Raw genomic sequence first — 25,490 nt, forward strand, 5'->3', positions numbered from 1 at the left:
CAAGATGATCGAAATCGAACTCGACGGTAAGAAGGTTGACATTGTCGAAGGCAGCATGATCATGCATGCGGCCGAAAAGGCGGGCACCTACATTCCCCATTTCTGCTACCACAAGAAACTCAGCATTGCGGCCAACTGCCGCATGTGCCTGGTTGATGTGGAAAAGATGCCCAAGCCCATGCCGGCTTGCGCAACGCCCGTGACGCAGGGCATGATTGTCCGCACCAAGAGCGACAAGGCGATCAAGGCACAAAAGTCTGTCATGGAGTTTTTGCTGATCAACCACCCACTGGATTGCCCGATTTGCGACCAGGGCGGTGAGTGCCAGTTGCAGGATTTGGCTGTGGGCTACGGTGGTTCGTCCTCGCGGTACGAGGAAGAAAAACGCGTGGTGTTCCACAAGGATATCGGCCCGCTGATTTCCATGGAAGAAATGAGTCGCTGCATCCATTGCACACGCTGCGTGCGTTTTGGACAGGAGATTGCAGGCGCCATGGAGTTGGGCATGTCCCACCGTGGTGAGCACGCTGAGATTGAATCCTTTGTTGGCCTGACCGTTGATTCGGAATTGTCGGGCAACATGATTGACATTTGCCCGGTGGGTGCGCTGACCAGCAAACCTTTCCGTTACAGCGCCCGTACCTGGGAACTGTCGCGCCGCAAGTCGGTCAGCCCCCACGATTCCACCGGAACCAATCTGGTGGTCCAGGTGAAGAACAACACCGTTATGCGGGTTGTTCCCTTGGAAAATGAAGCCGTCAACGAATGCTGGATCGCCGATCGTGACCGTTTTTCCTATGAAGCCCTGAACAGCAGTGAGCGGCTCACCACGCCTATGCTCAAGCAAGGCGGCGAGTGGAAGAGTGTGGACTGGCAGACTGCGTTGGAGTATGTGGCCCATGGTTTGCAGGGCATCAAGTCTTCACATGGCGCAGGCTCCGTTGGTGCCTTGGTCAGCCCCCACAGCACGCTGGAAGAGCTGTACTTGGCCGGCGCCTTGGTGCGTGGTCTGGGTAGCGAAAACATTGATTACCGCCTGCGTAACGCCGACTTCAGCCACAGCGCGAGTGGCGCGCGTTACCTGGGCATGTCGATTGCAGATTTGTCCAATCTGGAGCGTGTGCTGGTTGTCGGGTCTAACTTGCGCAAGGACCATCCCCTGTTTGCCCAGCGCATTCGCCAGGCCAACAAACGCGGATGTGTGATCAGCGTGGTCAATACGAATACTTCCGATTGGGGCATGCCCATCCGCAATCACCTGCTGGCTCCTGCTGCGCAGTGGGTGCAGGCCCTGGCCGATATTGCGTCGGTCATTGCAGCAGAGAAGGGCGTTTCGGCCCCGCTCAGCGGCCAGGCAACCGATACCGCGAAAAGCATCGCCCAGTCCCTGTTGGGTGGCGAGCGCAAGGCAATTTTGTTGGGCAATGCAGCAGCACACCACGCACAGGCCAGCCAGATTCTCGCGTTGGCCAACTGGATTGGCGCACAAACAGGCGCTGCCTTTGGATACCTGACCGAAGCAGCCAACACCGTTGGTGCGCAATTGGCGGGTGCTCTGCCAGGCAACAAGGGTCTGAATGCTGCACAAATGTTGGCTGGCGGCTTGAAAGCCGCGATCCTATTGAACAACGAGCCCGAGTTTGATTCGGCTGCCGGAGCTGCTGCTGTTTCTGCCTTGAAGCAGTGCGAGATGGTCGTGACCCTGAGTCCGTTCAAGGCCAATATGGAATGCAGCGATGTGCTGTTGCCGATTGCGCCATTCACGGAAACTCCGGGCACGTTTGTCAGCGCTGAGGGACGTGTGCAAAGCTTTTATGCCGTCGTCAAGCCTTTGGGTGAGACACGTCCCGCCTGGAAGGTGTTGCGTGCCTTGGCCAATGTTTTGGGTCTGCCTGGATTCGAGTTTGAATCTGCGCAAGAGGTCTTGCAACACATGCATGCGCAAAACGAGGGTGGCGTACCAAGCCAGGTACCGGCTGAGCGGCTGAACAACAGCTGTGCATGGCAGGCGGCATCTGCAGCCAGCACGGCAGAGCCTTGCGTGGCTGGTATTTACCAGTTGGACAGCATTGTCCGGCGTGCCTCGTCCTTGCAACTGACAGCGGACGGCCGAGCGGCTCACCAGGCAGGTGTGGCGCAGGAGGTGCTGGCATGATCGACGCACTGTTCAACTTTGGTCTGGGCTTGGTTGCTGCGCCGTGGTGGGGCGAACTGGCTTGGCCCGTCATCTGGGCCTTGATCAAGATTCTTGCCATCGTGCTTCCGCTGATGGGCGTGATCGCCTACACCACCTTGTGGGAGCGCAAACTGTTGGGCTACATGCAAGTGCGCCATGGTCCCAATCGGGTGGGGCCGTTTGGCATGTTGCAGCCGATTGCAGATGCACTGAAGTTGATGACCAAGGAGATCCTGGTTCCGGCAGCGGCCAATAAAGGGCTGTACTTTCTGGGCCCTGTGATGACGATTGCGCCAGCTTTGGCCGCCTGGACCGTGATTCCCTTTGGCCCGGAAGTGGCCTTGTCCAACATCAATGCGGGATTGCTGTTTTTGATGGCGATTGCAGGAATGGAGGTCTACGGGATCATCATCTCTGGCTGGGCTTCCAATTCAAAGTACGCTTTTCTGGGGGCGATGCGGGCTTCCGCACAAATGGTCAGTTATGAGATCGCCATGGGCTTCTGCTTCGTTGTTGTCCTGATGGTGTCGTCCAGCATGAACATGACAGACATTGTGATGGGCCAAGGCCAGGGGCACTTCGCTGGGATGGGGTTGACCTTCCTGTCATGGAACTGGTTGCCGTTGCTGCCTATTTTTGTGGTCTATGTGATCTCCAGCATGGCCGAGACCAACCGCCATCCATTCGACGTGGTGGAAGGTGAGGCTGAAATTGTTGCCGGCCATATGGTTGAGTACTCGGGTATGTCGTTTGCGATGTTCCAGTTGGCCGAGTACGCCAATTTTTACCTGGTATCCCTTCTGGGCACACTGTTGTTCCTCGGCGGTTGGATGTCGCCCATCGACACACCGCTGTTGAACTGGATTCCCGGTTGGATATGGCTGGGTCTCAAGGCATTCATGTTCATGTCGTTCTTCATTTGGGTGCGTGCGACGTTTCCGCGCTTTCGCTTTGACCAGATCATGCGCTTGGGCTGGAAAGTATTCATACCCGTGACCCTGGTTTGGTTGGTCGTAGTAGGCGCATGGATGCAGTTGCCGGCTCCCTACAACATTTGGAAGTAAGAGCACATCTATGTCTGCAAATACCGTTGCCCAAAAACCGTTGGCGTTTTCGCTGAAGGATTTTCTGAGTAGCTTTTTGATGTGGGAGCTGTTCAAGGGCTTGGCCCTGACAGGGCGTTATGCGTTCCGCCGCAAAGTCACGCTCCAGTATCCGGAAGAAAAAACACCGTTGTCACCCCGCTTTCGCGGGCTGCATGCCTTGCGTCGTTATGAGAACGGCGAAGAACGTTGTATTGCCTGCAAGTTATGTGAAGCCGTATGCCCCGCCATGGCCATCACGATTGAGTCCGAAATGCGGGACGACGGTTCGCGCCGTACGACCCGGTATGACATCGATCTGAACAAATGCATCTTCTGCGGCTTTTGCGAAGAGAGCTGCCCGGTTGATTCGATTGTGGAGACGCAAGTATTTGAGTACCACGGTGAGTCGCGTTCTGACTTGTATTTCACCAAAGAGATGCTGCTTGCGGTGGGAGATCGCTACGAGGGGCAGATTGCGGCCAATCGACAGCTTGACGCCAAATACCGCTGATCCGTCGCAAGAAAGAATTTGAATCATGAGTGTCACGACTGGTCTGTTTTATGTGTTCTCCGCGGTCATGCTGTTGGCAGCATTCCGTGTGATCACAGCCCGTAACCCCATTCACGCCGTCCTGTTCCTGGTGCTGACGTTTTTCCAGGCATCCATGATCTGGATGCTGTTGAAGGCAGAGTTTTTGTCCATCACACTGATTCTGGTCTACGTCGGCGCGGTGATGGTGTTGTTCCTGTTTGTTGTCATGATGATGGACATCAATCTGGAAAACTTGCGCCGTGATTTCTGGAAGCATTTTCCCTTTGCGGCGCTCATTGGTGTGGTCATCGCCCTGGAAATGTCTGCCGTGTTGATGGGTGGGTTCCGCGTGGTCGAAGAGCCCAGTACAGCGGTGGTGGCGGGCGCATCCAATACCAAAGAATTGGGCAAGTTGCTGTACACGCAATATATCTATCCGCTGGAAGTCGCCGCTGCCATTCTGCTGGTTGCCATGATTGCCGCGATTGCACTGACCCTGCGTGCACGCAAGGATTCCCGATTCATCCATGTTTCCGACCAGGTGCGCGTCAAGGCCAAAGACCGACTCTCTGTGGTCAAGTACGCCGCAACCCAGGCAGCCGTTCCAACACCCGCAGCTGACGCCGCTTCAGAGGAGAAAAAAGCATGATCTTGACACTGGGTCACTTCCTGTCCTTGGGCGCCATTCTGTTTGCCTTGTCCGTCGTGGGTATTTTCCTGAACCGGCGCAATCTGATTGTTCTGCTGATGGCGATTGAACTGATGTTGCTGGCAGTCAATACAAATTTCGTTGCGTTTTCCCATTACCTGAATGACATGCACGGGCAGATATTTGTGTTTTTCATTCTGACGGTGGCCGCAGCCGAATCCGCTATTGGCCTGGCCATTCTGGTGCTGCTGTTCCGCAACAAGTCGAGTATCAGCGTGGACGAACTCAATACGCTCAAGGGTTAAGCAGATATGTACCCCCACGCTTTCCACTTCGTGTTTTCGCTGCCCCCCGAGGGGGCGCATCCCGCCCTTGGGGCGGCCCTTCGGGCGGTCTAACATATGAGCCAAACCCTGTCTGCTTCTACGCTGCTGTGGGTGCCCCTGGCGCCTTTGGTGGGTTCCATACTCGCTGGCGTGCTGGGAACCCAGTTCGGCGGCAATGTGATGGGCCGCCGTGCCAGCCACTCCGTGACGATTCTGGGCGTGTTAATCGCCTTCGTGTTGTCGGTCATGACACTGAAGTCGGTCGCCATGGATGGTGCCCGTCTGAATGAGACCCTCTACACCTGGATGGTGGTGGGTGGCCTGAAAATGGAGATCGGATTTCTGGTCGATGGCCTGACCGCGATGATGATGTGTGTCGTCACCTTCGTGTCCCTGATGGTGCACCTGTACACCATAGGCTACATGGAAGAAGACGAGGGGTACAACCGTTTCTTCTCCTACATTTCGTTGTTCACCTTCTCCATGTTGATGCTGGTCATGAGCAACAACATGCTGCAGTTGTTCTTTGGTTGGGAAGCGGTGGGCCTGGTGTCGTATCTGTTGATCGGCTTCTGGTACAACAAACCCACGGCTATTTTCGCCAACATGAAGGCCTTCTTGGTCAACCGTGTGGGTGACTTTGGTTTCATCCTGGGCATTGGTCTGATTGCTGCCTATGCTGGCACTCTGAACTACACCGAAGCTTTTGCCAAGTCTTCTGAACTGGCCAGCTTGACGCTGCCAGGCACGGAGTGGATGCTGATCACGGTCATCTGCATTTGCCTGTTTATCGGTGCCATGGGGAAGTCGGCCCAGTTCCCCTTGCATGTCTGGTTGCCTGACTCCATGGAAGGTCCTACACCGATCTCTGCCTTGATTCACGCGGCCACCATGGTGACAGCCGGCATCTTCATGGTGACCCGTATGTCGCCGCTGTTTGAACTGAGCGACACTGCATTGAGCTTCATCATGGTGATCGGCGCTATTACAGCCTTGTTTATGGGCTTTCTGGGCATCATCCAGAACGACATCAAACGTGTCGTGGCCTACTCCACGCTATCGCAGTTGGGTTATATGACGGTCGCGCTGGGAGCCTCCGCGTACTCCGTGGCGGTCTTCCACTTGATGACACACGCTTTCTTCAAGGCGCTGCTGTTCCTCGGAGCCGGTTCGGTCATCATGGGTTGCCACCACAACCAGGACATCCGTTGGATGGGTGGCCTGCGCAAGTACATGCCCATCACCTGGATCACGTCTCTGCTGGGTTCCTTGGCCTTGATCGGAACACCATTGTTCTCTGGCTTCTTTTCCAAAGACAGCATCATTGAAGCAGTGATGGAGAGCCATCTGCCCGGAGCAGGCTTTGCCAAGTTTGCGGTTATGGCGGGTGTGTTTGTGACGGCGTTTTACTCCTTCCGCATGTACTTCCTGGTGTTCCATGGCAAAGAGCGTTTTGACCAGAACCCGGACGCACACCACGACGACCACCATAGCGACCACGGACACCATGGTGATCACCATGTGCCGCACGAGTCGCCTTGGGTGGTGACTGTGCCTCTCATTCTGCTGGCGATACCGTCTGTGCTGATTGGTTATTTGACGATTCAGCCCATGCTGTTTGGCGATTTCTTCAAAGATGCCATTTTTGTGAACGCGCAATTGCACCCGGCGATGAAAGAGTTGGGCGAGGCATTCCATGGCCCCGTCGCAATGGCCGTGCATGGATTGTCTACCTTGCCTTTCTGGTTGGCCGTGGCCGGTGTGGCTTTGTCTTACGTGTTCTACATGCTCAAGCCTGAGTGGCCCGCAGCAATCAAGAAGACCTTCCTGCCGGTTTTCAACCTGCTGGAAAACAAGTACTACCTGGATTGGATCAACGAGAACATTTTGGCCCGAGGCGCCCGCGGGCTGGGCACCGTTTTGTGGAAGGGTGGAGACCAAGCCATCATCGATGGCACCGTGGTGAACGGTTCCTGGAAACTGGTGGGTTGGATTTCGGGCTCGGTGCGCAAGGTTCAGACCGGTTTCCTGTACCACTACGCCTTGGTCATGATCCTGGGGATCTTTGTGCTCATGACGTATTTTGTTTGGCTCAAGTAGGAGAAGAAGAACATGGGATTGTTGAGCCTGGCGATTTGGACGCCGATTGCGTTCGGTCTGGTTTTGCTGGCGCTGGGGCGTGACGAACAAGCGCGGGCCGTGCGCTGGTTGGCGCTGGTTGGCGCAGTAGTTAGTTTCCTGGTGACCCTGCCGCTGTACGCGCAGTTTGATACGTCCACCGCTGCCATGCAGTTTGTGGAAAACGCCGCCTGGATTGACCGCTTCAACGTCAAGTACCACTTAGGTGTGGATGGCATCTCGTTGTGGTTTGTGCTGTTGACCGCCTTTATCAATGTGATCGTAGTGATTGCCGGTTGGGAGGTCATCACCCGCCGTGTCAACCAGTACATGGCTGCGTTTCTGATTCTCAGCGGCCTGATGATTGGTGTGTTTTCCACATTGGACGGTCTGCTGTTCTACGTGTTCTTCGAAGCCACACTGATCCCCATGTACCTGATCATCGGCATTTGGGGTGGTCCGAACAAGATTTACGCGGCGTTCAAGTTCTTTCTGTACACGTTGATGGGCTCGCTGTTGATGCTCATCGCACTGATATTCCTGTACACCAAATCGGGCGGCAGTTTTGATCTGGCCACCTGGCATGCCCTTCGCCTCGACAGTCGTAGCCAGACACTGCTGTTTTTTGCCTTCTTTGCTGCGTTTGCCGTTAAGGTTCCAATGTGGCCGGTGCACACCTGGTTGCCCGATGTGCACGTCGAAGCCCCTACGGGCGGCTCTGCCGTGTTGGCGGCCATCATGTTGAAGCTGGGTGCCTATGGTTTTCTGCGTTTCTCGCTGCCAATAGCACCTGACGCGGCCCACGAGTGGGCCTGGTTGATGATTGCCTTGTCTTTGACTGCTGTGGTCTACGTGGGTCTGGTAGCCATGGTCCAGGAAGACATGAAGAAGCTGGTGGCCTATTCCTCGGTCGCCCACATGGGGTTTGTGACTCTGGGCTTCTATATCTTCATCGACCTGGGCATGTCGGGCGGTTTGGTGCAGATGATTGCCCACGGTTTTGTGTCGGGCGCCATGTTCCTGTCCATCGGTGTGTTGTATGACCGCGTGCATTCGCGCGAAATTGCAAGTTATGGTGGCGTGGTCAACACCATGCCCAAGTTTGCGGCTTTCTCGCTTTTCTTCGCCATGGCCAATTGCGGTTTGCCCGGTACTGCCGGTTTTGTCGGCGAGTGGATGGTGATATTGGCTGCCATCAAGTTCAACTTCTGGATTGGCGCTGCGACCGCCACGGCCCTGATTTTTGGTGCCGCCTACACCTTGTGGATGTTCAAGCGGGTGTACCTGGGCCCGGTTGTCAACGACGATGTGAAGGCCTTGAAAGACATCGACGCCCGCGAGTTTCTGATGCTGGCGTTGCTTGCTGCCGCCGTGTTGTGGATGGGGGTGTACCCCAAGCCTTTCACCGACGTCATGGACGTTTCGGTAGCGCAGCTGCTCAAGCACGTTGCGATTTCCAAGTTGTGAACTGATCAAACTGAACTGAGAGACGAAAGATGATTGACAAAATCAGTTGGATCGTAGCCTTGCCCGATTTGGTGCTCTTGGTGATGGCCTGTGTCATCGCCTTGATGGACCTCGGCGTCAAGACCGCCTTGCGGGGTAAAACCTATGTGCTGACACTGGCGACTTTGGCTGTGGTGGCGTATCTGCAGGCAGAACGGGCCCTCAGCGGCGCTACGCTGTACGGCTTTGGCAATATGGTGGTCAGCGATGCCATGGGCAACTGGCTGAAGTGTTTTGCGACCATCGCCGTGATGGTGACCCTGGTCTATGCGCGTGGTTATTCAGCGCACCGTGGCATGTTGCGCGGTGGTGAACTTTTCACCCTCAGCATTTTTGCACTGTTGGGCATGTCAGTCATGATCTCCGGCAACAACCTGTTGGTGATCTACATGGGTCTCGAATTGCTGACCCTGTCCAGTTATGCGCTGGTTGCGCTACGGCGTGACAATGCAACAGCCACCGAAGCGGCGATGAAGTATTTTGTGCTGGGGGCCATGGCCTCCGGTTTCCTGTTGTATGGCATGTCCATGGTGTACGGGGCTACCGGTTCGCTGGATATCACCGCCATCTTCAAGGCCATCGCTTCCGGTCAAATTCGCCACCAGGTGTTGGTGTTTGGACTGGTGTTCATCGTGGCGGGTCTGGCCTTCAAGCTGGGCGCGGTTCCTTTCCATATGTGGATTCCCGACGTCTACCAGGGCGCACCCACGGCCATCACCTTGATGATTGGTGGTGCTCCCAAACTGGCGGCGTTTGCGATGATCATGCGACTACTGGTGGAGGGCATGCTGCCCCTGGCCATGGATTGGCAACAGATGTTGCTGATGCTCTCGGTGGGATCTTTACTCGTTGGTAATCTGGCTGCCATCGCGCAGACCAATGTCAAACGCATGCTGGCGTTCTCCACCATTTCACAAATGGGTTTTGTGTTGCTGGGCATCATGTCGGGCGTGGTCAGCGGGGATTCGCTCACGTTCACCGCCAACGCCTATAGCTCGGCGATGTTCTACGTCATCACTTACGTCTTGACCACACTCGCGAGTTTCGGCATCTTGCTGCTGTTGTCGCAAGAAGGTTTTGAAAGTGAAGAAATCGCCGATCTGGCAGGCCTGAACCAGCGCAGCCCCTTGTATGCCGGTGTGATGGCGGTATGCCTCTTGTCGCTCGCGGGTATTCCTCCACTGGTGGGTTTCTATGCCAAGCTGGCGGTCCTGCAGGCCTTGGTGGCGTCGGGTCAGGCTTTCCATCTGGGGATCGCCGTATTTGCCGTGTTGATGTCGCTGATTGGCGCCTTCTATTACCTGCGCGTCATCAAGGTCATGTACTTTGACGAACCCATCACCGCCAGCAGCGTGGTGGCGCCACTGGATGTACGGGTGGTGTTGTGTATCAACGGTGGCCTGGTGCTGGTGTTGGGCTTGTTGCCCGGTGGCTTATTGGCCCTGTGCGGTAATGCCATTCGCCAGATGCTGGGCACCTGACCGAGGCTGTACCCCGTGAAAGTGCTGGATCTGCAGTGCACGCTGGGGCATGTATTTGAAGGCTGGTTTGGCTCCGAGGCGGATTTTGTGGAACAGCACCAGAAGTCACTGGTGCATTGCCCACTGTGCGGTGATCCTGCGGTTTCCAAAAAACTGAGCGCACCACGCCTCTCACTCTCAGGTTCGCGCGAAGCACCACAATCCCCCAGCGAAAAAAGCGCCGCACCCAGCGATGCACTGCAGGCGCTGGTCAAAAAACTGGTTTCTGAAACGACCGACGTGGGCAGCGATTTTGCAGAAGAAGCCCGCAAAATCCACTATGGTGAGACAGAGTCGCGCGGTATTCGAGGCACCGCAACGGTGGACGAAACACAGGCCTTAGCGGACGAAGGCATTGAGGTCCTGGCCTTGCCCCTACCGATGGTGCCCAAAGAGCGATTGCAGTAGCGTTTCAGGCGCTTACATTCACAATCCGGCCGGTTGCCTGTCCCTGTGAATTGACGACGGCAGCGGCATGTACATCGGTCTTGAGGGGATTGCCGTTTTCGGCACGCTTTTCACTGGTGGCGCTGTACATCTGTTCAATCAATTTTTGCACTTTCAGCGGTACTTCGCTGGTGCTGCTGGCGCGCGGTTGGGAGTAGGTTGCCGCCTCCTGCTGGATACGGGCAGAGACTTTGCGAACATTCTGTTGGCTGTCCTGTGCTTGCCGCTCGGCTTCGTCGGCTTGGGCGCGCAGATCTCTGGCATTGGCTTCGGCTTGGTCGGCTTCGCGCCGCGCCTGCGCCAGCCGCGCCCGCCCCAGACTCGCCTGGGTCGACGGGGTTGTACTGTTGGTGGCGGTAATGGCAACCATGGCCAAGCCTCAATGGCAGCGCGCCTGTCAGGCGGTCACGTTGAGGCTGCGCCCTGTGACCTGTCCCTGCGCGTTAATGACAGGTTTGGGTGGTGGCTGTACTTCCTTGCGGGCCTCGGTCTCACGGGGTTTGTTCTCACGCTCTGGTTCGGGACGGGCTTGCTCGGTGCGCTTGGGCGGGGGCGCTGCTTGCACAGCAGGCTTGTTGACGGAGTTGACTTCCATAACGATCTCCCAGTGTGGATAAGTCCATTTTACGGGTGCAATGCAGCAAATTCAACCCCGGTTTTCCGGGCCGTACCCGGCGGCGCCATGCACTTTCAGGCGTTGAATTGCAGTGCCGCCAGCCCGGCATAGACGCCGCCGTGTGTCACCAGTTCGGCATGTGTGCCCTGTTCCACCAGCCGCCCGTGGTCCAGCACCACGATCTGATCGGCCTTTTGCACCGTTGCCAGCCGGTGCGCGATGACCAATGTGGTGCGGTCGCGCATCGCAGATTCCAGTGCCGCCTGCACCATGCGTTCGCTCTCGGCGTCCAGCGCGCTGGTGGCCTCGTCCAGCAGCAGCAGCGGCGGGTTTTTCAGCATGGCACGGGCAATGGCGATGCGCTGGCGCTGGCCGCCGGACAGGCGCACGCCCCTTTCTCCCAAAAAGGTGTTGTAACCATCGGGCAGGGCGGTGATGAACTCGTCCGCGAAGGCCGCAGTGGCGGCGGCTTTGACCTCGTCGTCCGTTGCGGTGGGTTTGCCATAACGTATGTTCTCCAGTGCGCTGCTGGAAAAGATGACCGCATCTTGCGGCACGATGCCAATGCGCTGGCGCAAGGCCTCCAGCGACATGTCGCGGGTGCTCACACCATCCAGCACAATGCGCCCCCGGGCCGGGTCATAAAACCGCAGCAGCAACTGGAACACCGTGCTTTTGCCGGCCCCGCTGGGTCCCACAATGGCGACCGTCTGGCCGGGTTGGATGTCCAGCGAAAAATCCGACAGCGCCTTTTGCTGCGGTCTGGAGGGGTAGTTGAAGTCGATTGCTTCAAATTTGATAGCGCTACCACTAGCAGGAACGGGGGCTAGAGCCGGATTCTGCGGTGAGCGTATGGGCGATTGGGTACCCAGCAGCTCCATCAGGCGCTCGGTAGCGCCCGCTGCGCGCAGCAAGTCGCCGTAAACCTCGCCCAAGATCGCAAAGGCACTGGCCAGGATGATGACGTAGACCACGGTTTGCCCCAGATGCCCGGCCGTGATGCGGCCGGCCACCACCGCTTGTGTGCCCTGGAACAGCCCCCACAGCAGTGCAGCCGACGTGGCAATGATGATGAAGGCCACAAGCACCGAGCGTGCCTTGGAGCGGCGCACCGCGGTATCAAAAGCGTTGTCGGTCGAGGTGGTGAAGCGCTGCGTCTCCCGCCCCTCGGCCGTATAGCTCTGCACCACGGGAATGGCGTTCAGAATCTCCGCGGCAATGGAGCTGGAGTCGGCAATGCGGTCCTGGCTGGCTCTGGAGAGCTTGCGCACGCGCCGGCCAAACCACACACTGGGCAGCACGATGAGCACCAGCACACCCAACACCTGGAACATGACAAAGGGGTTGGTCCACACCAGGATGCCCAAAGCTCCAATCCCCATAACCAGGTTGCGCAGGCCCATGCTCAATGAAGAACCCACCACGGTCTGCACCAGGGTGGTGTCGGCGCTCAAGCGTGACAACACCTCACCCGTTTGTGTGGTCTCGAAGAATTCAGGGCTTTGTTTCAGCACATGGCTGTAGACTGCATTGCGCAGGTCGGCCGTAACCCGTTCTCCCAGCCAACTGACCATGTAAAACCGTGCTGCAGACGACAGGCCCAGGGCAACAGCGACACCAAACAACAAGGCGAAGTGCTCGCGCATGGCCATGATCTGATCGCCCTGGTTGCCCTTCACCAGGCCACCGTCTATCAGGCCGCGCAAGGCCAGTGGAAAGGCCAGGGTGGCCAGCGCCGCCGTAACCAGAAATACAAAGGCCAGAACGATGCGGCCCCGGTAAGGCCGTAAAAAAGGGATCAGACCAGACAGAGACTTCGGATTCTGGGATTTGGCGCGTTCTGTGGTCATGGCGGACTAAATGGGGTCAAAAGCTCGGGATGCAAGCACGCACCGCGGGCCCCGATGATAGGCGGGCGGGCCAGCGTGGCGCGGGCGACTCTGCTATTCTTGGGCGGCGCAGAGGTCAACCAATGAACCCTGCACGCCGTTGAAGGACTGCGGCGCATGTGCTTGAGCCCCATCTAACCCAAGAGGATAAAGAAATGAAACGTACGATTTTGGCTATTTTGTCAGCTGCTGCCACCCTGGCGGTGACCAGTCCTGCATTTGCTGATGAGGCGTTGGCGAAATCCAAGAACTGCATGGCCTGCCACGCTGTCGACAAAAAAGTTGTTGGCCCCGCCTACAAGGATGTCGCCAAAAAGTACGCCGGTGATGCCAAGGCGGCCGACATGTTGGCCTCCAAGATCATCAAGGGTGGTTCCGGTGTTTGGGGCCCAGTACCCATGCCAGCCAATGCGCAGGTCAGCGATGCCGAAGCCAAAAAGCTGGTCTCCTGGATCATGGCCATGAAATAAGTCCCACAGGCACCCCCAAAAGCCCGCAGCCTGCGGGCTTTTTTGTGGGCGTCAACCTGGCTCGTCTCAGAGGCGCATGGGTGCGGCATACCCCGTCATCTCCAGATAACCGCGCCCCACGGGTTTGTTGTTGCTGTCCCATACCTCACACAGACCTTCCCAGTAGATGGCGCCTGTGGACATACGGCTGTCCAGTTCCTGGTTGTCCAGCACGGCGCGTACGGTGTAAAAGTCTGCCGGGGTGCGCACCACCCATTCCACCGGGTAGCTGGCCTGGCTCACTGGGCTCTTCCAGATGCGTTGGGGTTTGAACACCACTTCACCGCGGCGGAACGTAAACAACTGGTCTTTCGCACGGAAAGAGCCACCATCCCAGACGGCATTGCCCGCCTTGTCACGCAAGCGAAATGCCGTCAATGCACTGCCGTCGAACAGGTTGATGCCCATCCAGTCCCACCCCACGGCCTGAGGCGGCATGACTGCCTGGCTCCATTCATGGTCCAGCCAGGCGGTGCTACCCGCGCCTACGGTGTGGCGCTTGCCGCGCAGTGTCAGCTCCCCGCTGACCCGCAAGTGGGGCAGACTGTAGTAGTAGCTGCTGTGTTCGGGGTCTGGCCCTTTTTGTGACAAACCCTTGGCACCCTGCAACAACACGGGTTGGGTGGCGGCCAGCGTCAAAGTCAACGAAAAATCGGCAGACTTGACCTTCGCCTGCAAATGGCCATCCGCCTGGCGCAGCAGTGACCAGTCTTGCAACGTGACGCCTGTATCGGTCGTGCTCGCCGACGCCGTATCCATTGGGTTTTGTCCCGGCTCCGCACCCGATGCCCGCGCCATGCGTTGGTCGTGCCACAGCTTTTTGCCCTGGATGTCGGTGATGGCTGCATGCGCAAAAATGAGCTGCTTGGCCGCCAGCCTGGACTGCATGCCCTGGGTCTTGGCGACCCGGCTGCGAAAGAAGGTGACCTGAAACCCGAACAGCGGTTCGCTCCCGTCGCCGTTGATATACCCCGTGGCGTACCACCACTCGGTGGTGGTGTCGGGGTGGGCACCGGCATCCCGGGGGAACTGCAGCCGTTTGGGCGCCAATGCATGGACAGCGGGGTGCAAGGCCAATCCCACCCCCACCCCGAGACCCGTACCCAAAAAACTGCGACGCGGCCAAGCCGGTGGAGACGTGTTCACGCTGCGGCATCCTGGCCCATGGCGCGCTGCACGCGCTGTTCAGCTTGTGTGCAGTCCCCCAGATTACTGCTGACCCACTCGGCGCTGTGGTAGCTAGGCAGGTAGCGTTCACCGGCATCACACAACAGCGACAGTATGGAACCGGCCTCTCCCGTGTTGCGCATTTCCTGGGCCAGCGTCAGCATGCCTATGAAGTTGGTACCGGTGGACGGCCCGACCTTGCGCCCCAACAGGGTGGACAGCGCACGCATGGCCGCAATCGACTCCACGTTGGGCACTTCGATCATGCGGTCCACCAGGGTGCGGATGAAACTGGCCTCCACCCGCGGGCGGCCTATGCCTTCGATGCGCGAACCCACACCCGTCACGCTGGCGTCGCCGCTGCGGTGGTAGGCCCCGAACACCGAGCCCGTGGGGTCCGGCACACACACCTGGGTGGCAAAACGCTGGTAACGGATATAGCGGCCAATGGTGGCACTGGTGCCACCCGTGCCCGCACCCACCACCACCCAGCGGGGGATGGGGTGGCGTTCACGCGCCATCTGGCTGAACATGCTTTGGGCAATATTGTTGTTGCCCCGCCAGTCGGTGGCGCGCTCGGCATAGGTGAACTGGTCCATGTAATGTCCGCCGGTTTGTTGTGCCAGCGCCTGGGCTTGCGCGTACACCTCGGCTGCGCTGTCCACCAGGTGGCAGCGGCCACCGTAGAAGGTGATCTGTGCAATTTTTTCGGGCGATGTGCTACGCGTCATCACTGCAATGAAAGGCAAGCCCAGCAGCCGCGCAAAGTAAGCCTCGCTGACCGCCGTGGAGCCGCTGGAGGCCTCTACGATGGTCGAGCCTTCACGCACCCAGCCATTGCACAACGCATACAGAAACAACGAGCGGGCCAGACGGTGCTTCAGGCTGCCCGTGGGGTGGGTGGACTCGTCCTTCAGGTACAGGTCTATGCCGTGGCGTGCGAAGGCGGGCAGGGGCAGCGGTATCAGGTGGGTGTCCGCGCTGCGCAGGTAATCGGCCTCTATCAGGGCGATGGCCTGGTTCAGCCAGCTCGTTTGGGGTGTGGCGTTTTGCATGGCTAGGGGTTCCTGGGTGGAGGGAGGCGCCGGATGCACTGGCAAGGCTCTGTTCGGTAACTGACAGACCCTGCCTGCGCCGCACCGTAGTGTGCAGGTTGGCGCAACACCGGCCCGTGCCCAACTTTACAAGATTTCATCTGTGTGCATATTGCAGACACGGGACCCCAGAACAATAAGACCGTGAAACATTCTTTACACCTGATCGCCGCAGCCTTGGCCTTGTCGGGCTGCGCAAAGCCAGTCCTGTCGCCCGTAGCCCTGCCGGACACATCCGTGCCAACACAATGGTCGGCAGCGGCGGCCCAGCCTGTTGCGCAAGAGGCTGTTCCCTTGCTGGCCGCCTGGTGGCAACGCTTCAACGACCCCACGCTGAGCGCTCTGGTCACACAAGGCCTGCTGCGCAATACGGATGTACGCTCAGCGCAGGCGGCCTTGCAACAATCGCGCGCCATGCGGGACGTCAAGAACGCCGGCCTGGGCCCCAATGCAGGGGGCTCGGCATCGGCGCAGCGCAGCCGGGCCGGCAGCAACGATGCCACCGACTCCTTCCAGCTGGGTTTTGACGCCAGTTGGGAGCCCGATGTATTTGGTGGCAAACGCAGTGCATTGCGTGCCGCAGAGGCTGACACCCAAGCCACCCAGGCCAGTTTGGCCCAGGTGCAGGTGTCCCTTGCAGCAGAAATCGCTGTGACCTACATCGAACTGCGCGGACTGCAGGCCCGGTTGGCCATTGCCCGCAGCAACCTGGCCGCGCAGACCGAGACCATGCAGATCACGCAGTGGCGCGCGCAGGCCGGCCTGGTGTCGTCGCTGGACGTGGAGCAGGCGCTCGCCGCCAGAGAGCAGACGGCCGCCCAAATCCCTGCACTGTCCACCAGCGTGGCCCAGTCCATCAGCAGCTTGGCCGTGCTGACCGGCCAGGCACCAGGCGCTTTGCAGAACAGCTTGATGGCAAATGCTGCGACAAATGTTGTTGCAGCAGCCGACGCCATTCCGCAAGCGCCTGCAGGTATCGCCGTGGCCATACCCGCACAAACCTTGCGCCAGCGGCCGGATATCCGCGCCGCGGAGTACCGCATCGCTTCAGCGCTGGCCCAGGTTGCACAGGCGGATGCGGCGCGGTACCCCAGTTTTCAGATATCGGGCTCTTTGGGCTTGCGTGCACTGACGCTGGGCGCCTTGACCAATGGCGCGTCGTTGATGCAATCCCTGCTGGCTGGTGTATCGGTGCCGTTGTTTGACGGTGGCGCTGCACGGGCCCAGGTACGCGCCCAAGAGGCCTCTCTGGAGCAGGCCCGCGTGGCCTATGAAGCCACTGTGCTGCAGGCGCTGAAGGATGTGGAAGACGCGCTAGTGGCGCTGCAAAACGACAACGAGCGCGCCCAGCGCCTGCAGGCCGCATCCACCGCGGCCGCCAATGCAGACCTGATGGCACGCCAGCGTTATGCCAGCGGCCTCATTGACTTTCGCGCCGTGCTGGACGCCCAGCGCACGCTGCTTTCCACACAGGACAGCGTTGCCGCTATCCGGGCCAGCATAAGCGCCGACCACGTTCGCCTCTACAAGGCCCTGGGCGGTGGCTGGACGCCTGAAACTGAACCCTCCGCACCGTGAAGAAGCGCGACACCCCATGACCATCCCTGACAACACAACACCAACAGCAACAACCAAGAGCGGCCCTACTGCGACCGATATGCAGGCCATACTGGGCGATGAGCACACCCGCAGCTGGTGGCAAAAGCCCAGCCTGTGGATCGCCCTCGCTGCACTGGTCTTGCTGGCCGCTGGTGTGGCCTATTGGCAGAAGCAAAAAAATGCCGACGCCCAACCGGTCTATGTGACCGAGCCCGTGCGCAAGGGCAACCTGACCCTGACCGTTCTGGCCAATGGCACGTTGCAACCCACCCGCGCAGTCAATATCGGCAGTGAACTCTCCGGCACCGTCAAGCGCGTAGCCGTGGATGTGAATGACCGTGTAACCAAGGGCCAGCTCCTGGTGGAGCTGGACACTGCCAAGCTGTCGGACCAGGTGCTGCGCTCGCGGGCCGGTTTGGCCGCTGCGCAGGCCCAGCAGGCACTGAGCACGGCTTCCCGCAAAGAGGCCCAGGCCGGTCTGGCGCGGTTTGAAGAAGTGGCCCGCCTGTCCGGGGGCAAGGTGCCGTCGGCCACCGAGCTGGACACCGCCCGAGCCAATGTGGAGCGGGCTGTTGCGTCCGAGGCCAGTGCCATCGCCAACGTGGCCGAGGCCCGTGCAACCGTCTCCACCGATGAGACCAATCTGTCCAAGGCCTCTATCCGCTCACCTATAGACGGTGTGGTGCTGACCCGCACCGTGGACCCGGGCAATGCCGTGGCTGCCTCGTTGCAAGCGGTGACGCTGTTCAGCATTGCTGAAGACATTGCCAAGCTGCGCCTGGAGGTCAGTGTGGACGAGGCCGATGTGGGCTCCGTACAGCCGGACCAAAAGGCCAGCTTCACCGTCAGCGCTTACCCGGCGCGACGTTACCCCGCCAAGACCACCCGTGTGGCCATTGGCTCCACCAAGACGGACAACGTGGTCACCTACACCACCACCCTGGCCGTGGACAACACCGACCTGAGCCTGCGCCCGGGTATGACGGCATCTGCCACCATCATTTCCACCGAGCGCACTGGCGTGCTGCTGGTGCCCAACACAGCCCTGCGGTTTTCCCCCTCGCGCGATGACAAAGAGGTCGGCGCAGGCGCACCTGCGGCTTCGTCCGGTGGAGGTGTGGTCTCCAAGCTGGTGCCGCGCATGCCACGGGGTGGCGGTGGACGCAAATCCGCCGGTGGGGCAGGTGTAGCGGCCAAACAGGTCTGGGTGCTGAAGGATGGGCAAGCGGTTGCCATACCGGTCACGGTAGGCATCACAGATGGCCGCATGACCGAGATCAGTGGTGACGGCATACAGGAAGGCCTGGCCGTCATAACAGACCAGCGCGCGGCAGGGGCTGAAAAGTGACCGAACAAGCAACCGAACCGCTCATCCGCCTACGCGGCATCACCAAGACCTATGGTGAGGGCACGACCGCATTCCAGGCACTGAAGGGTGTCAACCTCGACATTGAGGCAGGTGATTTTGTCGCCGTCATGGGCCCCAGCGGCTCAGGCAAGTCCACGGCGATGAACACACTCGGTGGTCTGGACACACCCACCACTGGTGAATACCTGTTCCAGGGCATGCATGTGGAAACGCTGACGCGCGACCAGCGTGCGCGGCTGCGGCGACGCTTCCTTGGTTTTGTGTTCCAGGGCTTCAACCTGCTGGCGCGTACCTCGGCGCAAGAGAATGTGGAGCTACCTTTGTTGTACCGAGGCGAATCGGCGGCCAACCGCCACGCCATGGCGGCCAAAGCATTGGAGTCGGTCGGCCTCAAGGGCTGGGAACACCACACACCGGCCGAGCTCTCCGGCGGGCAGCAGCAACGTGTGGCCATTGCCCGCGCCATCGTTACCGAACCGGCCGTGTTGCTGGCCGATGAGCCCACCGGCAACCTGGATACCCAGCGCAGCCGAGAGATCATGGAGCTGCTGTGGGGCCTCAATGTCAACCACGGCATCACCGTGCTGATGGTCACGCACGAGCCCGACATGGCGGCGTATGCCCGACGCATTGTGCGATTTGTGGACGGTGTGGTGGCCAGCGATGAGCGCAACCCGCACCCTGCTGGCATGAAAGATGGCCTGCAAAACGCTGCCACGCAAGAGGCCACCGCGCCCCAGGTGCACTGATGTTGCTCAACACCCTGATGCTGGCACTGCGCTCGATACGGCGCAACCTGATGCGCTCCTTCCTGACGATCCTTGGAATCGTCATTGGCGTCAGCGCCGTGATCACCATGGTGACGCTGGGCAATGGCGCCACGCTGGCCGTGCAAAACCAGATCTCCGGCCTGGGCACCAACCTCTTGCAGGTGCGCCCTGGTCAGCGCATGGGCCCGGGTGGCGGTGGCACGGCGCTGGCCTTCAAAGAGTCGGACGCTGAAGCCGTTGCCAGCCAGATCGGTGGCATCGCCGCCGTGGCACCCGAGGCGCGCACCAATGCCACGCTGGTGGCCGCTGGCCGCAACTGGAGCAGCAATGTCATCGGCAGCACCAACGACTGGTTGCTCACCGGCAACTGGAAGCTGGCCAGCGGCCGCGAGTTCTCTGAAGCCGAATTGCGCGGCGGAGCGGCGGTGTGCCTGATTGGTGAGACCGTGCGGCGCGAGTTGTTTGCCGGCCAGGCCGTGTTGGGCGCGCAGTTGCGGGTCAAACAAATTTCGTGCGAAGTCATTGGCCTCTTGGCATCCAAAGGGCAGGGCGCCTTTGGCAACGACCAGGACGACATGGTGCTGCTGCCCATACGCACACTGCAGCGGCGCATCACCGGCAATAACCGCGTCAACACCTTGCTGGTGTCCATGCAGGACGGCAGCGACCCCACGCGGGTCACCGCCGGCATCACGCAACTGCTGCGCGAACGGCGCAAGCTGGCCAGTGGTGACGAGGACAACTTCAATGTGTTGGATACCAAACAACTGGCCGACACACTATCCGGCACCACCAAGGTGCTGACCATGCTGTTGGGCGCCGTGGCCGCAGTGAGCTTGCTGGTGGGTGGTATCGGCATCATGAACATCATGCTGGTCAGCGTGACCGAGCGCACGCGCGAAATCGGCCTGCGCCTGGCCATTGGCGCGCTGGAGCGCGAGGTGCTGTTGCAGTTCCTGATAGAAGCCGTGGTGCTGGCAGCACTGGGTGGCTTGATCGGCATCGTGATCGCCACCGGTGCATCCATTGGCCTGGCCGCCTTGATGGAGGTGCCCTACACCTTCAACCTGGCAGTGAACGTGATGTCGTTTGTGTTCTCTGCCGTCATTGGCGTGGTGTTTGGCTACTTCCCGGCGCAGCGGGCGGCACGCATGGACCCGATTGATGCACTCCGCCATGAATAGATTGCTATTAAGTTTATAGCTATACAACTATATTTTTCGGGGGCTACAGCCATTATTTGCTTGTATGGTTTTGCATAAAGACCTCAAAAGCCGCCACCGCCATTGGCCGGGCAAACCAGTAACCCTGGCCAAAATCGCAACCTGCGGCCAGCAGCAAATCACGTTGCTCTTGTGTCTCCACCCCTTCGGCCACCACCCGCATACCCAGGTCATGGGCCAGCAAAATGATGGCCTTGCACAGTGCCAGGTCGGTGGAGGCGGGCTTGAGGTTGCGAACGAAAGACTGGTCGATCTTGATGAAGTCGATGTCAAATTTCTGCAGATAGGTCAGCGACGAATAACCGGTGCCAAAGTCGTCCAGCGACACGGCCATGCCCGCCGCGCGCAGTGCGCCCAGTTGTTGGGTCACATCCTCATTGGTATCCAGCAACAGGCCTTCGGTGATCTCGACCGCAATGCTGGAGCCACTTAAACCCAAAGACTGCAGGTGCAGGCTCCAGGCATCGAGGGTCTTTTCTGACCGGTGGAACTGCACCGGCGATTTGTTGATGCTGATCTGAAAATCGCTGCCATAGGGGCCACGCCACTGCACCACCTGCTGCGCTGCTTGCTGGAACACCCACTCGCCAATACCAATGATCAGGCCCGTGGACTCGGCAATGGGAATGAACTGCGCCGGGCTTACCGTGCCCCGCTGGGGGTGGTGCCAGCGCAGCAGGGCCTCGGCCTTGTGGATATGGCCCGTGGCCAGGTGCACGATGGGCTGGTACAACAACTCAAACTGCTGCTGTTGCAGCGCCGTGCGCAGGTCTGCCGCCAGGCGGGCACGCAACTGCGCGGCCTCTTGCAAGGCGGGTGTGTAAAAGCTGAAACGGTTGCGCCCCGCGCCCTTGGCCACATACAGCGCCTGGTCGGCGTGTTTGAGCAACTCTTCCACCACGGTGGCGTTGTGTGGGTACTGGGCCACACCAATGCTGGCGGACACAAAAACCTGCTCGCTGCCGAGCTGGAAGGCGCTGGCCAGGCGGGCCAGAATGTTGTGCAGCACCACCTCCACCTGCCGGGCATCGTGTGCACCACACAGCACCACGGTGAACTCGTCGCCGCCCATGCGCGCCACCGTGTCGTCGGGCCCTACGCAGTCCAGAATGCGCTGCGCGGCCTGTACCAGCAGCAGGTCGCCGTTGTCGTGGCCCAGTGTGTCGTTGACCTCCTTGAAGTGGTCCAGGTCGATGAACAACACGGCAAGGTCCTGTTGCGACTGCTGGCAGTGCTGTATGGCGGCGTCCAGCCGCTGGCGCAGCATGCGGCGGTTGGGCAGGCCGGTCAAGCTGTCGTAGTGGGCCTGCTTCCAGATCAGTGCCTCGGCGTTTTTGCGGTCTGAGATGTCGGTGTGGGTGCCCGTCATGCGCAGGGGTTTGCCCTGAGCGTCGCGGCTGATCACCATGCCGCGGGTCAGCACCCATTTCCAGGTGCCGTCCTTGCACAGAATGCGGTGCTCGTTGGTATAGGTTTCGGTCTCGCCGTCGAAATGCGCGTCGCGGTCGCGCTGCATCTGGGCCACGTCGTCGGGGTGGGTGCGGCCGTCCAGCGCGTCGGACCGGTTGGGAATCTCGTCTTCGGCAAACCCGTAAATCTCTTTGCAGCGGCGGGAGTAAAACTCAACGCCGGTCTGCACATACCAGTCCCATACGCCGTCGCCGGTGCTCTCCAGGGCCAGCTTCCAGCGTTCTTCACTTTCTGTCAGCGCCACCTGGGCCAGATGGCTGGCGGTGATGTCTTCTATCGTGCCTTCGTAGTAGAGCAGGGTGCCATCGGCGTCGCGCACCGCGTGTGCGGCCTCGCGCACCAGAATCTGGCCGCTGCGCCGCGGGCTCTGCACTTCGGACACAAAGTTGATGATGGCACCATCTCGGTCCAGCAGATCGCGCAATTCCTTGCGCCGCCGCGGGTCCACGTACCAGGCGTCGGAATCGGTGTTGATGGCCTCCAGCCATTGGGCTTCGGTTTCGTAACCATTCATGCGCACCAGCGCCGAGTTGGCGCGCAGCACCGCGCCGCTGGGGCTGGTGCGGTAGGCACCAATGGGCAAAAACTCGAACAGTGTGGACATATCCGCTGTCTACCAATCTTCTTTCACCGCCAGCACGGCGTCACGCCCGGCCGCCGCACGCCCGGCCAGCCAGGCCGTCAGTGTGCCAGCCACCACCACCGCAGCCGCCAGTGCCAACAGTCTAAGCGTGGGCAAGCTTAATTCCATACTCCAGTGGAAGCTTTGCGGGTTGACCACATGCACTAATACTACTGCCACCGCCAGCCCCAGGGCTATGCCGGCGATCGCGCCCAGCGTGGTCCAGGCCATGCCTTCGGCGGCCACCACCCGCAGCACCTGGCGGCGTGTCAGGCCCAGGTGTACCAAGAGGCCAAACTCCTTGCGCCGCGCCAGCACCTGGGCGCTGAAGGATGCGGCCACGCCAAACAGGCCTATGCCAATGGCCACGGCTTGCAGCCAGTAGGTCACTGCGAAGCTGCGGTCAAAGATTCGCAGCGTGGTGGCCCGTATCTCGCGCGCCGAGCCAAAGTCCATCAGGCGGCCGGCTTCACCACCCGGCGTGCCGGCCTGTGTGTTGGCCAGCTGGCGCAGTGATTGCTCGATGGCGGGGACATCGGCGTCGGGCTCCAACCAGAAGGCCAGGTCGTTGACCCGTCGGTCGCCGCTGAGCCGCTCAAAATCTGCTTGGTCGATGGCGATGGTGCCAAACTGGCGGGCATAGTCGCGCCACACGCCTGCTATGAAAAACGTAGCGTTACCGTTATATTTCTCGGGGGCTAGAGCCCTAAAATGCTCAGAAAGTGCCGGGTAAACGGTGCCAGGTCTGGCGCCGTGTAAGTCGGCCATGGCTTCGCTGACGTAAATGCCAATCTGGCCCGGTGGCACGGGCAGTGGCTCGCCTATCAATGGCAAGCCGTGTTTGGCTGCCGTTTTGCGCTCCAGGAATCTGGGCGGCAGAGCGCTCTGCTTCGTGTCCCCCGCCCGCTGCACGGGCTCCTCCTTTACCTGCGCAGAACGCTCTGTCGCCCAGATTCCCAGCGGTCTGGCGATCAACGAGACGGCAGGCAGTGTGGGGTCCGGCAGAAACTGCTGGTTGCGTTGGGTGGTCAGCCGCACCACACCGGGCAGGCGGGCCGCGGCCTGCACAAAGGCGGGCTCGAAGTAGGCCGTGTCTTGTGTGCTTGCGCTGGCCGCGCTGCGCACGTACAGCTCGGCGGGCAGCACGGTGTCCAGCCACTGGGTGATCGATGTGCGAAAGCTGGCCACCATCACCGTCAGCGCCACAGCCAGGCTGAGTGCAGCCACCACGCCGCTCACTGCCACCGCCGCACTGCCGCGCACGCGGCGCGCGCGCTCTACCGCCAGCAGCGGCAGGGCCTGGCGTGCCACCAGGGGTGCCACCCGGTCCAGCACCACACCCACCAGCCAGGGCAGGCCGGTGATACCGCCCACCAGGATCAGACCCACGCTCACATAGGCGGCCAGGGGCACACCGCCTATGGGCGGCAGCAGCGCCAGCAGTCCGCCGGCCAGCAGCAGACACACCGCCAGCACCACATGGTTGGGGTTGGACTGGGCCGTGCCCAGGCCTTTGAGCGTCTGCGCCGCCGGCAGGCCCTGCGCCCAGCGCGCCGGCCACCAGGCGCCCACCAAGGCGGCTGCCACGCCCAGCGCCGCAAACACAACCGCCGCCAGCGGGTTCCACTGCAAGGCCGGCGTGGCGCCAGAAAAATAGCCACCGCCCAGATCACCCCCCAAAAGCCGCAGGGCCAGTGCCGCCAGGCCACTCCCTAGTGCGATGCCCAGGGCGCTGCCCACCAGACCCAGCACCAGTGCTTCCAGCAGCACCAGGTGCAGGCGTTGCCGCCCAGTAAGCCCCAGTACACCCAGCAGCGCCAATTGGGGCGCACGCCGGCTCACGCTCAGGGCCAGCACCGAAAACACCAAAAAACCGCCGGTGAACAGCGCCACCAGTGCCAGCACTGTCAGGTTGACCCGGTAGGCGCGCGACAGGGTGGACATACGCTCCAGCGTGTCGCCCGGCTCCACCAGTTGGGCATTGCTCGGCCAGTCGGGAGCGGCCTGCACTGTGCGCACAAAGGCTGCGCGGTCCACACCTGCGCGCAGGCGTATGTCCAACCGGGTCAGGCGGCCGTTTTTTTCAAAAAGGTCTTGTGCCGCGGCAATGTCCATCACCGCCAGTGGTGGGCCCGCCGCGCGCACGCTGCCTGCTATCCGCACGGTCTTGGTCTGCAGGCCCCACTGCAGTTGCACCGTGTCGCCCGCGATGCGGCTGCGGGCGCTGGCGTTCAAAAAAACGTTGTCTGGCGCAAAAATGTCCAGCCGGTCGGCCGTAGCAGAGGGCAGGGGTATCAGATCGGGGTTGAGCTGCCCCACCTGTATGGCGTCCACACCCACCAAACGCAATTGCACCCGGGAGGATTCGCCGAGTTTGGAAGTCGCAGCCTGGGTGTCCTGTGCATTGAGCGCATAACTGCTGAGCTCCAGCACCGGGCTGGCCAGCGCCACATCGGGGTGTCGGGCCATGCGCGCCAGCAAGGCTTCGTCAATGCCTGCAGTGGCACCGGTGCGGGCACGTAGCTCCAGATCAGGCTGGCCACCCACTGAGCGCACGGCCTGCGCAAACTCGTCCAGGGCCGATGCATTGATCACATGCACCGCAAACGCCAGCGCCACACCCAGCATCACCGACACCACGGCCGCCGCATTGCGCCAGGGGTGTTTGCGCAACTCTTGCCAGGAAAAGGTGGTCAGCAGGGGCCAAAGCGGAGAAGACATGGCGCGATTGTGATGGGAAACCCAGGGCTGCAGGCGCGGCGCACTATAGTGCGGGCTGGTCAAAAGGGCACTGGCAAGGATA

21 protein-coding genes are annotated in these 25,490 nt (G+C 60.3%); 14 read left to right on the plus strand and 7 right to left on the minus strand.

All coding sequences use genetic code 11. The features are described from left to right. The first annotated feature begins 4 nt into the window (after positions 1 to 4). The 9 genes from nuoG (at position 5) to HZ993_RS00120 (ending at position 10,320) form a co-directional block, all read left to right on the plus strand. Positions 5 to 2,155 carry an NADH-quinone oxidoreductase subunit NuoG gene (gene nuoG, locus HZ993_RS00080; protein ID WP_209395251.1) on the plus strand — a complete coding sequence of 717 codons (2,151 nt, stop codon included), beginning with the start codon at positions 5 to 7 and terminating at the stop codon, positions 2,153 to 2,155. After that, positions 2,152 to 3,240, plus strand: a complete 1,089-nt coding sequence (gene nuoH / locus HZ993_RS00085) for an NADH-quinone oxidoreductase subunit NuoH (protein ID WP_209395252.1) — start codon at positions 2,152 to 2,154, stop codon at positions 3,238 to 3,240. The genes nuoG and nuoH overlap by 4 nt, the downstream gene beginning before the upstream one ends. Positions 3,241 to 3,250: 10 nt before the next feature. Continuing rightward, on the plus strand, positions 3,251 to 3,772 hold the full coding sequence (gene nuoI / locus HZ993_RS00090; protein WP_209395253.1) for an NADH-quinone oxidoreductase subunit NuoI: 522 nt from the start codon (positions 3,251 to 3,253) through the stop codon (positions 3,770 to 3,772). A 25-nt stretch (positions 3,773 to 3,797) separates the two neighbouring features. Then, complete coding sequence (locus HZ993_RS00095) at positions 3,798 to 4,442, plus strand: NADH-quinone oxidoreductase subunit J (RefSeq protein ID WP_209395254.1); 645 nt, start codon at positions 3,798 to 3,800, stop codon at positions 4,440 to 4,442. Further along, positions 4,439 to 4,747 carry an NADH-quinone oxidoreductase subunit NuoK gene (gene nuoK / locus HZ993_RS00100; RefSeq protein ID WP_209395255.1) on the plus strand — a complete coding sequence of 103 codons (309 nt, stop codon included), beginning with the start codon at positions 4,439 to 4,441 and terminating at the stop codon, positions 4,745 to 4,747. Before HZ993_RS00095 ends, nuoK begins: the two co-directional genes overlap by 4 nt. A 96-nt stretch (positions 4,748 to 4,843) precedes the next feature. Further along, on the plus strand, positions 4,844 to 6,868 hold the full coding sequence (gene nuoL / locus HZ993_RS00105; protein WP_209395256.1) for an NADH-quinone oxidoreductase subunit L: 2,025 nt from the start codon (positions 4,844 to 4,846) through the stop codon (positions 6,866 to 6,868). A 12-nt stretch (positions 6,869 to 6,880) separates the two neighbouring features. Next, complete coding sequence (locus HZ993_RS00110; protein WP_209395257.1) at positions 6,881 to 8,353, plus strand: NADH-quinone oxidoreductase subunit M; 1,473 nt, start codon at positions 6,881 to 6,883, stop codon at positions 8,351 to 8,353. Between the two features lie 29 nt (positions 8,354 to 8,382). Continuing rightward, complete coding sequence (gene nuoN / locus HZ993_RS00115; protein WP_209395258.1) at positions 8,383 to 9,873, plus strand: NADH-quinone oxidoreductase subunit NuoN; 1,491 nt, start codon at positions 8,383 to 8,385, stop codon at positions 9,871 to 9,873. 15 nt (positions 9,874 to 9,888) lie between these two features. Beyond that, positions 9,889 to 10,320 (plus strand): DUF1178 family protein, encoded by a 432-nt coding sequence (locus HZ993_RS00120; RefSeq protein ID WP_209395259.1) that lies wholly within the window; start codon positions 9,889 to 9,891, stop codon positions 10,318 to 10,320. A gap of 4 nt (positions 10,321 to 10,324) precedes the next feature. Here HZ993_RS00120 and HZ993_RS00125 read toward each other — a convergent pair whose 3' ends face one another. The 3 genes from HZ993_RS00125 to HZ993_RS00135 all read right to left on the minus strand — a co-directional run bounded on the left by HZ993_RS00125 (position 10,325) and on the right by HZ993_RS00135 (position 12,825). Next, entirely contained in the window at positions 10,325 to 10,729 is a 405-nt protein-coding gene (locus HZ993_RS00125; protein ID WP_209395260.1) for a hypothetical protein, read from the minus strand. Positions 10,730 to 10,756: 27 nt separating this feature from the next. After that, positions 10,757 to 10,954 (minus strand): hypothetical protein, encoded by a 198-nt coding sequence (locus HZ993_RS00130; RefSeq protein ID WP_209395261.1) that lies wholly within the window; start codon positions 10,952 to 10,954, stop codon positions 10,757 to 10,759. A 95-nt stretch (positions 10,955 to 11,049) separates the two neighbouring features. Beyond that, positions 11,050 to 12,825, minus strand: a complete 1,776-nt coding sequence (locus HZ993_RS00135) for an ABC transporter transmembrane domain-containing protein (protein ID WP_209395262.1) — start codon at positions 12,823 to 12,825, stop codon at positions 11,050 to 11,052. Between the two features lie 194 nt (positions 12,826 to 13,019). On the opposite strand from HZ993_RS00135, the gene HZ993_RS00140 reads away from it, so the two are divergent. After that, on the plus strand, positions 13,020 to 13,334 hold the full coding sequence (locus tag HZ993_RS00140; RefSeq protein ID WP_209395263.1) for a c-type cytochrome: 315 nt from the start codon (positions 13,020 to 13,022) through the stop codon (positions 13,332 to 13,334). Between the two features lie 66 nt (positions 13,335 to 13,400). On the opposite strand, the gene HZ993_RS00145 is transcribed toward HZ993_RS00140, so the two are convergent. Together HZ993_RS00145 and HZ993_RS00150 are read right to left on the minus strand one after the other, a co-directional pair. Then, positions 13,401 to 14,450, minus strand: coding sequence for a lipocalin-like domain-containing protein (locus HZ993_RS00145; RefSeq protein ID WP_371817009.1), 1,050 nt, complete (start codon positions 14,448 to 14,450; stop codon positions 13,401 to 13,403). Between the two features lie 65 nt (positions 14,451 to 14,515). Then, the gene (locus tag HZ993_RS00150; protein WP_209395264.1) at positions 14,516 to 15,595 is read right to left on the minus strand and encodes a PLP-dependent cysteine synthase family protein; all 1,080 of its coding nucleotides are present in this window, start codon (positions 15,593 to 15,595) and stop codon (positions 14,516 to 14,518) included. A 183-nt stretch (positions 15,596 to 15,778) separates the two neighbouring features. On the opposite strand from HZ993_RS00150, the gene HZ993_RS00155 reads away from it, so the two are divergent. From HZ993_RS00155 to HZ993_RS00170, 4 genes are read left to right on the plus strand one after another with little or no spacing between them, the layout of a single operon-like run. Beyond that, entirely contained in the window at positions 15,779 to 17,212 is a 1,434-nt protein-coding gene (locus tag HZ993_RS00155; protein ID WP_209395265.1) for an efflux transporter outer membrane subunit, read from the plus strand. A gap of 16 nt (positions 17,213 to 17,228) precedes the next feature. Further along, positions 17,229 to 18,581 (plus strand): efflux RND transporter periplasmic adaptor subunit, encoded by a 1,353-nt coding sequence (locus tag HZ993_RS00160; RefSeq protein WP_209395266.1) that lies wholly within the window; start codon positions 17,229 to 17,231, stop codon positions 18,579 to 18,581. Further along, positions 18,578 to 19,351 (plus strand): ABC transporter ATP-binding protein, encoded by a 774-nt coding sequence (locus HZ993_RS00165; RefSeq protein ID WP_209395267.1) that lies wholly within the window; start codon positions 18,578 to 18,580, stop codon positions 19,349 to 19,351. The genes HZ993_RS00160 and HZ993_RS00165 overlap by 4 nt, the downstream gene beginning before the upstream one ends. Continuing rightward, positions 19,351 to 20,556 carry an ABC transporter permease gene (locus HZ993_RS00170; protein ID WP_209395268.1) on the plus strand — a complete coding sequence of 402 codons (1,206 nt, stop codon included), beginning with the start codon at positions 19,351 to 19,353 and terminating at the stop codon, positions 20,554 to 20,556. Before HZ993_RS00165 ends, HZ993_RS00170 begins: the two co-directional genes overlap by 1 nt. Positions 20,557 to 20,608: 52 nt before the next feature. Here the strand turns inward: HZ993_RS00170 and HZ993_RS00175 are convergent, their stop codons facing one another. Next, on the minus strand, positions 20,609 to 22,669 hold the full coding sequence (locus tag HZ993_RS00175; protein WP_245213762.1) for a bifunctional diguanylate cyclase/phosphodiesterase: 2,061 nt from the start codon (positions 22,667 to 22,669) through the stop codon (positions 20,609 to 20,611). A gap of 9 nt (positions 22,670 to 22,678) precedes the next feature. After that, complete coding sequence (locus HZ993_RS00180) at positions 22,679 to 25,408, minus strand: FtsX-like permease family protein (RefSeq protein WP_209395269.1); 2,730 nt, start codon at positions 25,406 to 25,408, stop codon at positions 22,679 to 22,681. Positions 25,409 to 25,490 lie beyond the last annotated feature (82 nt).

Source organism: Rhodoferax sp. AJA081-3 (assembly GCF_017798165.1).
In the GTDB taxonomy this organism is placed as follows: domain Bacteria; phylum Pseudomonadota; class Gammaproteobacteria; order Burkholderiales; family Burkholderiaceae_C; genus Allorhodoferax.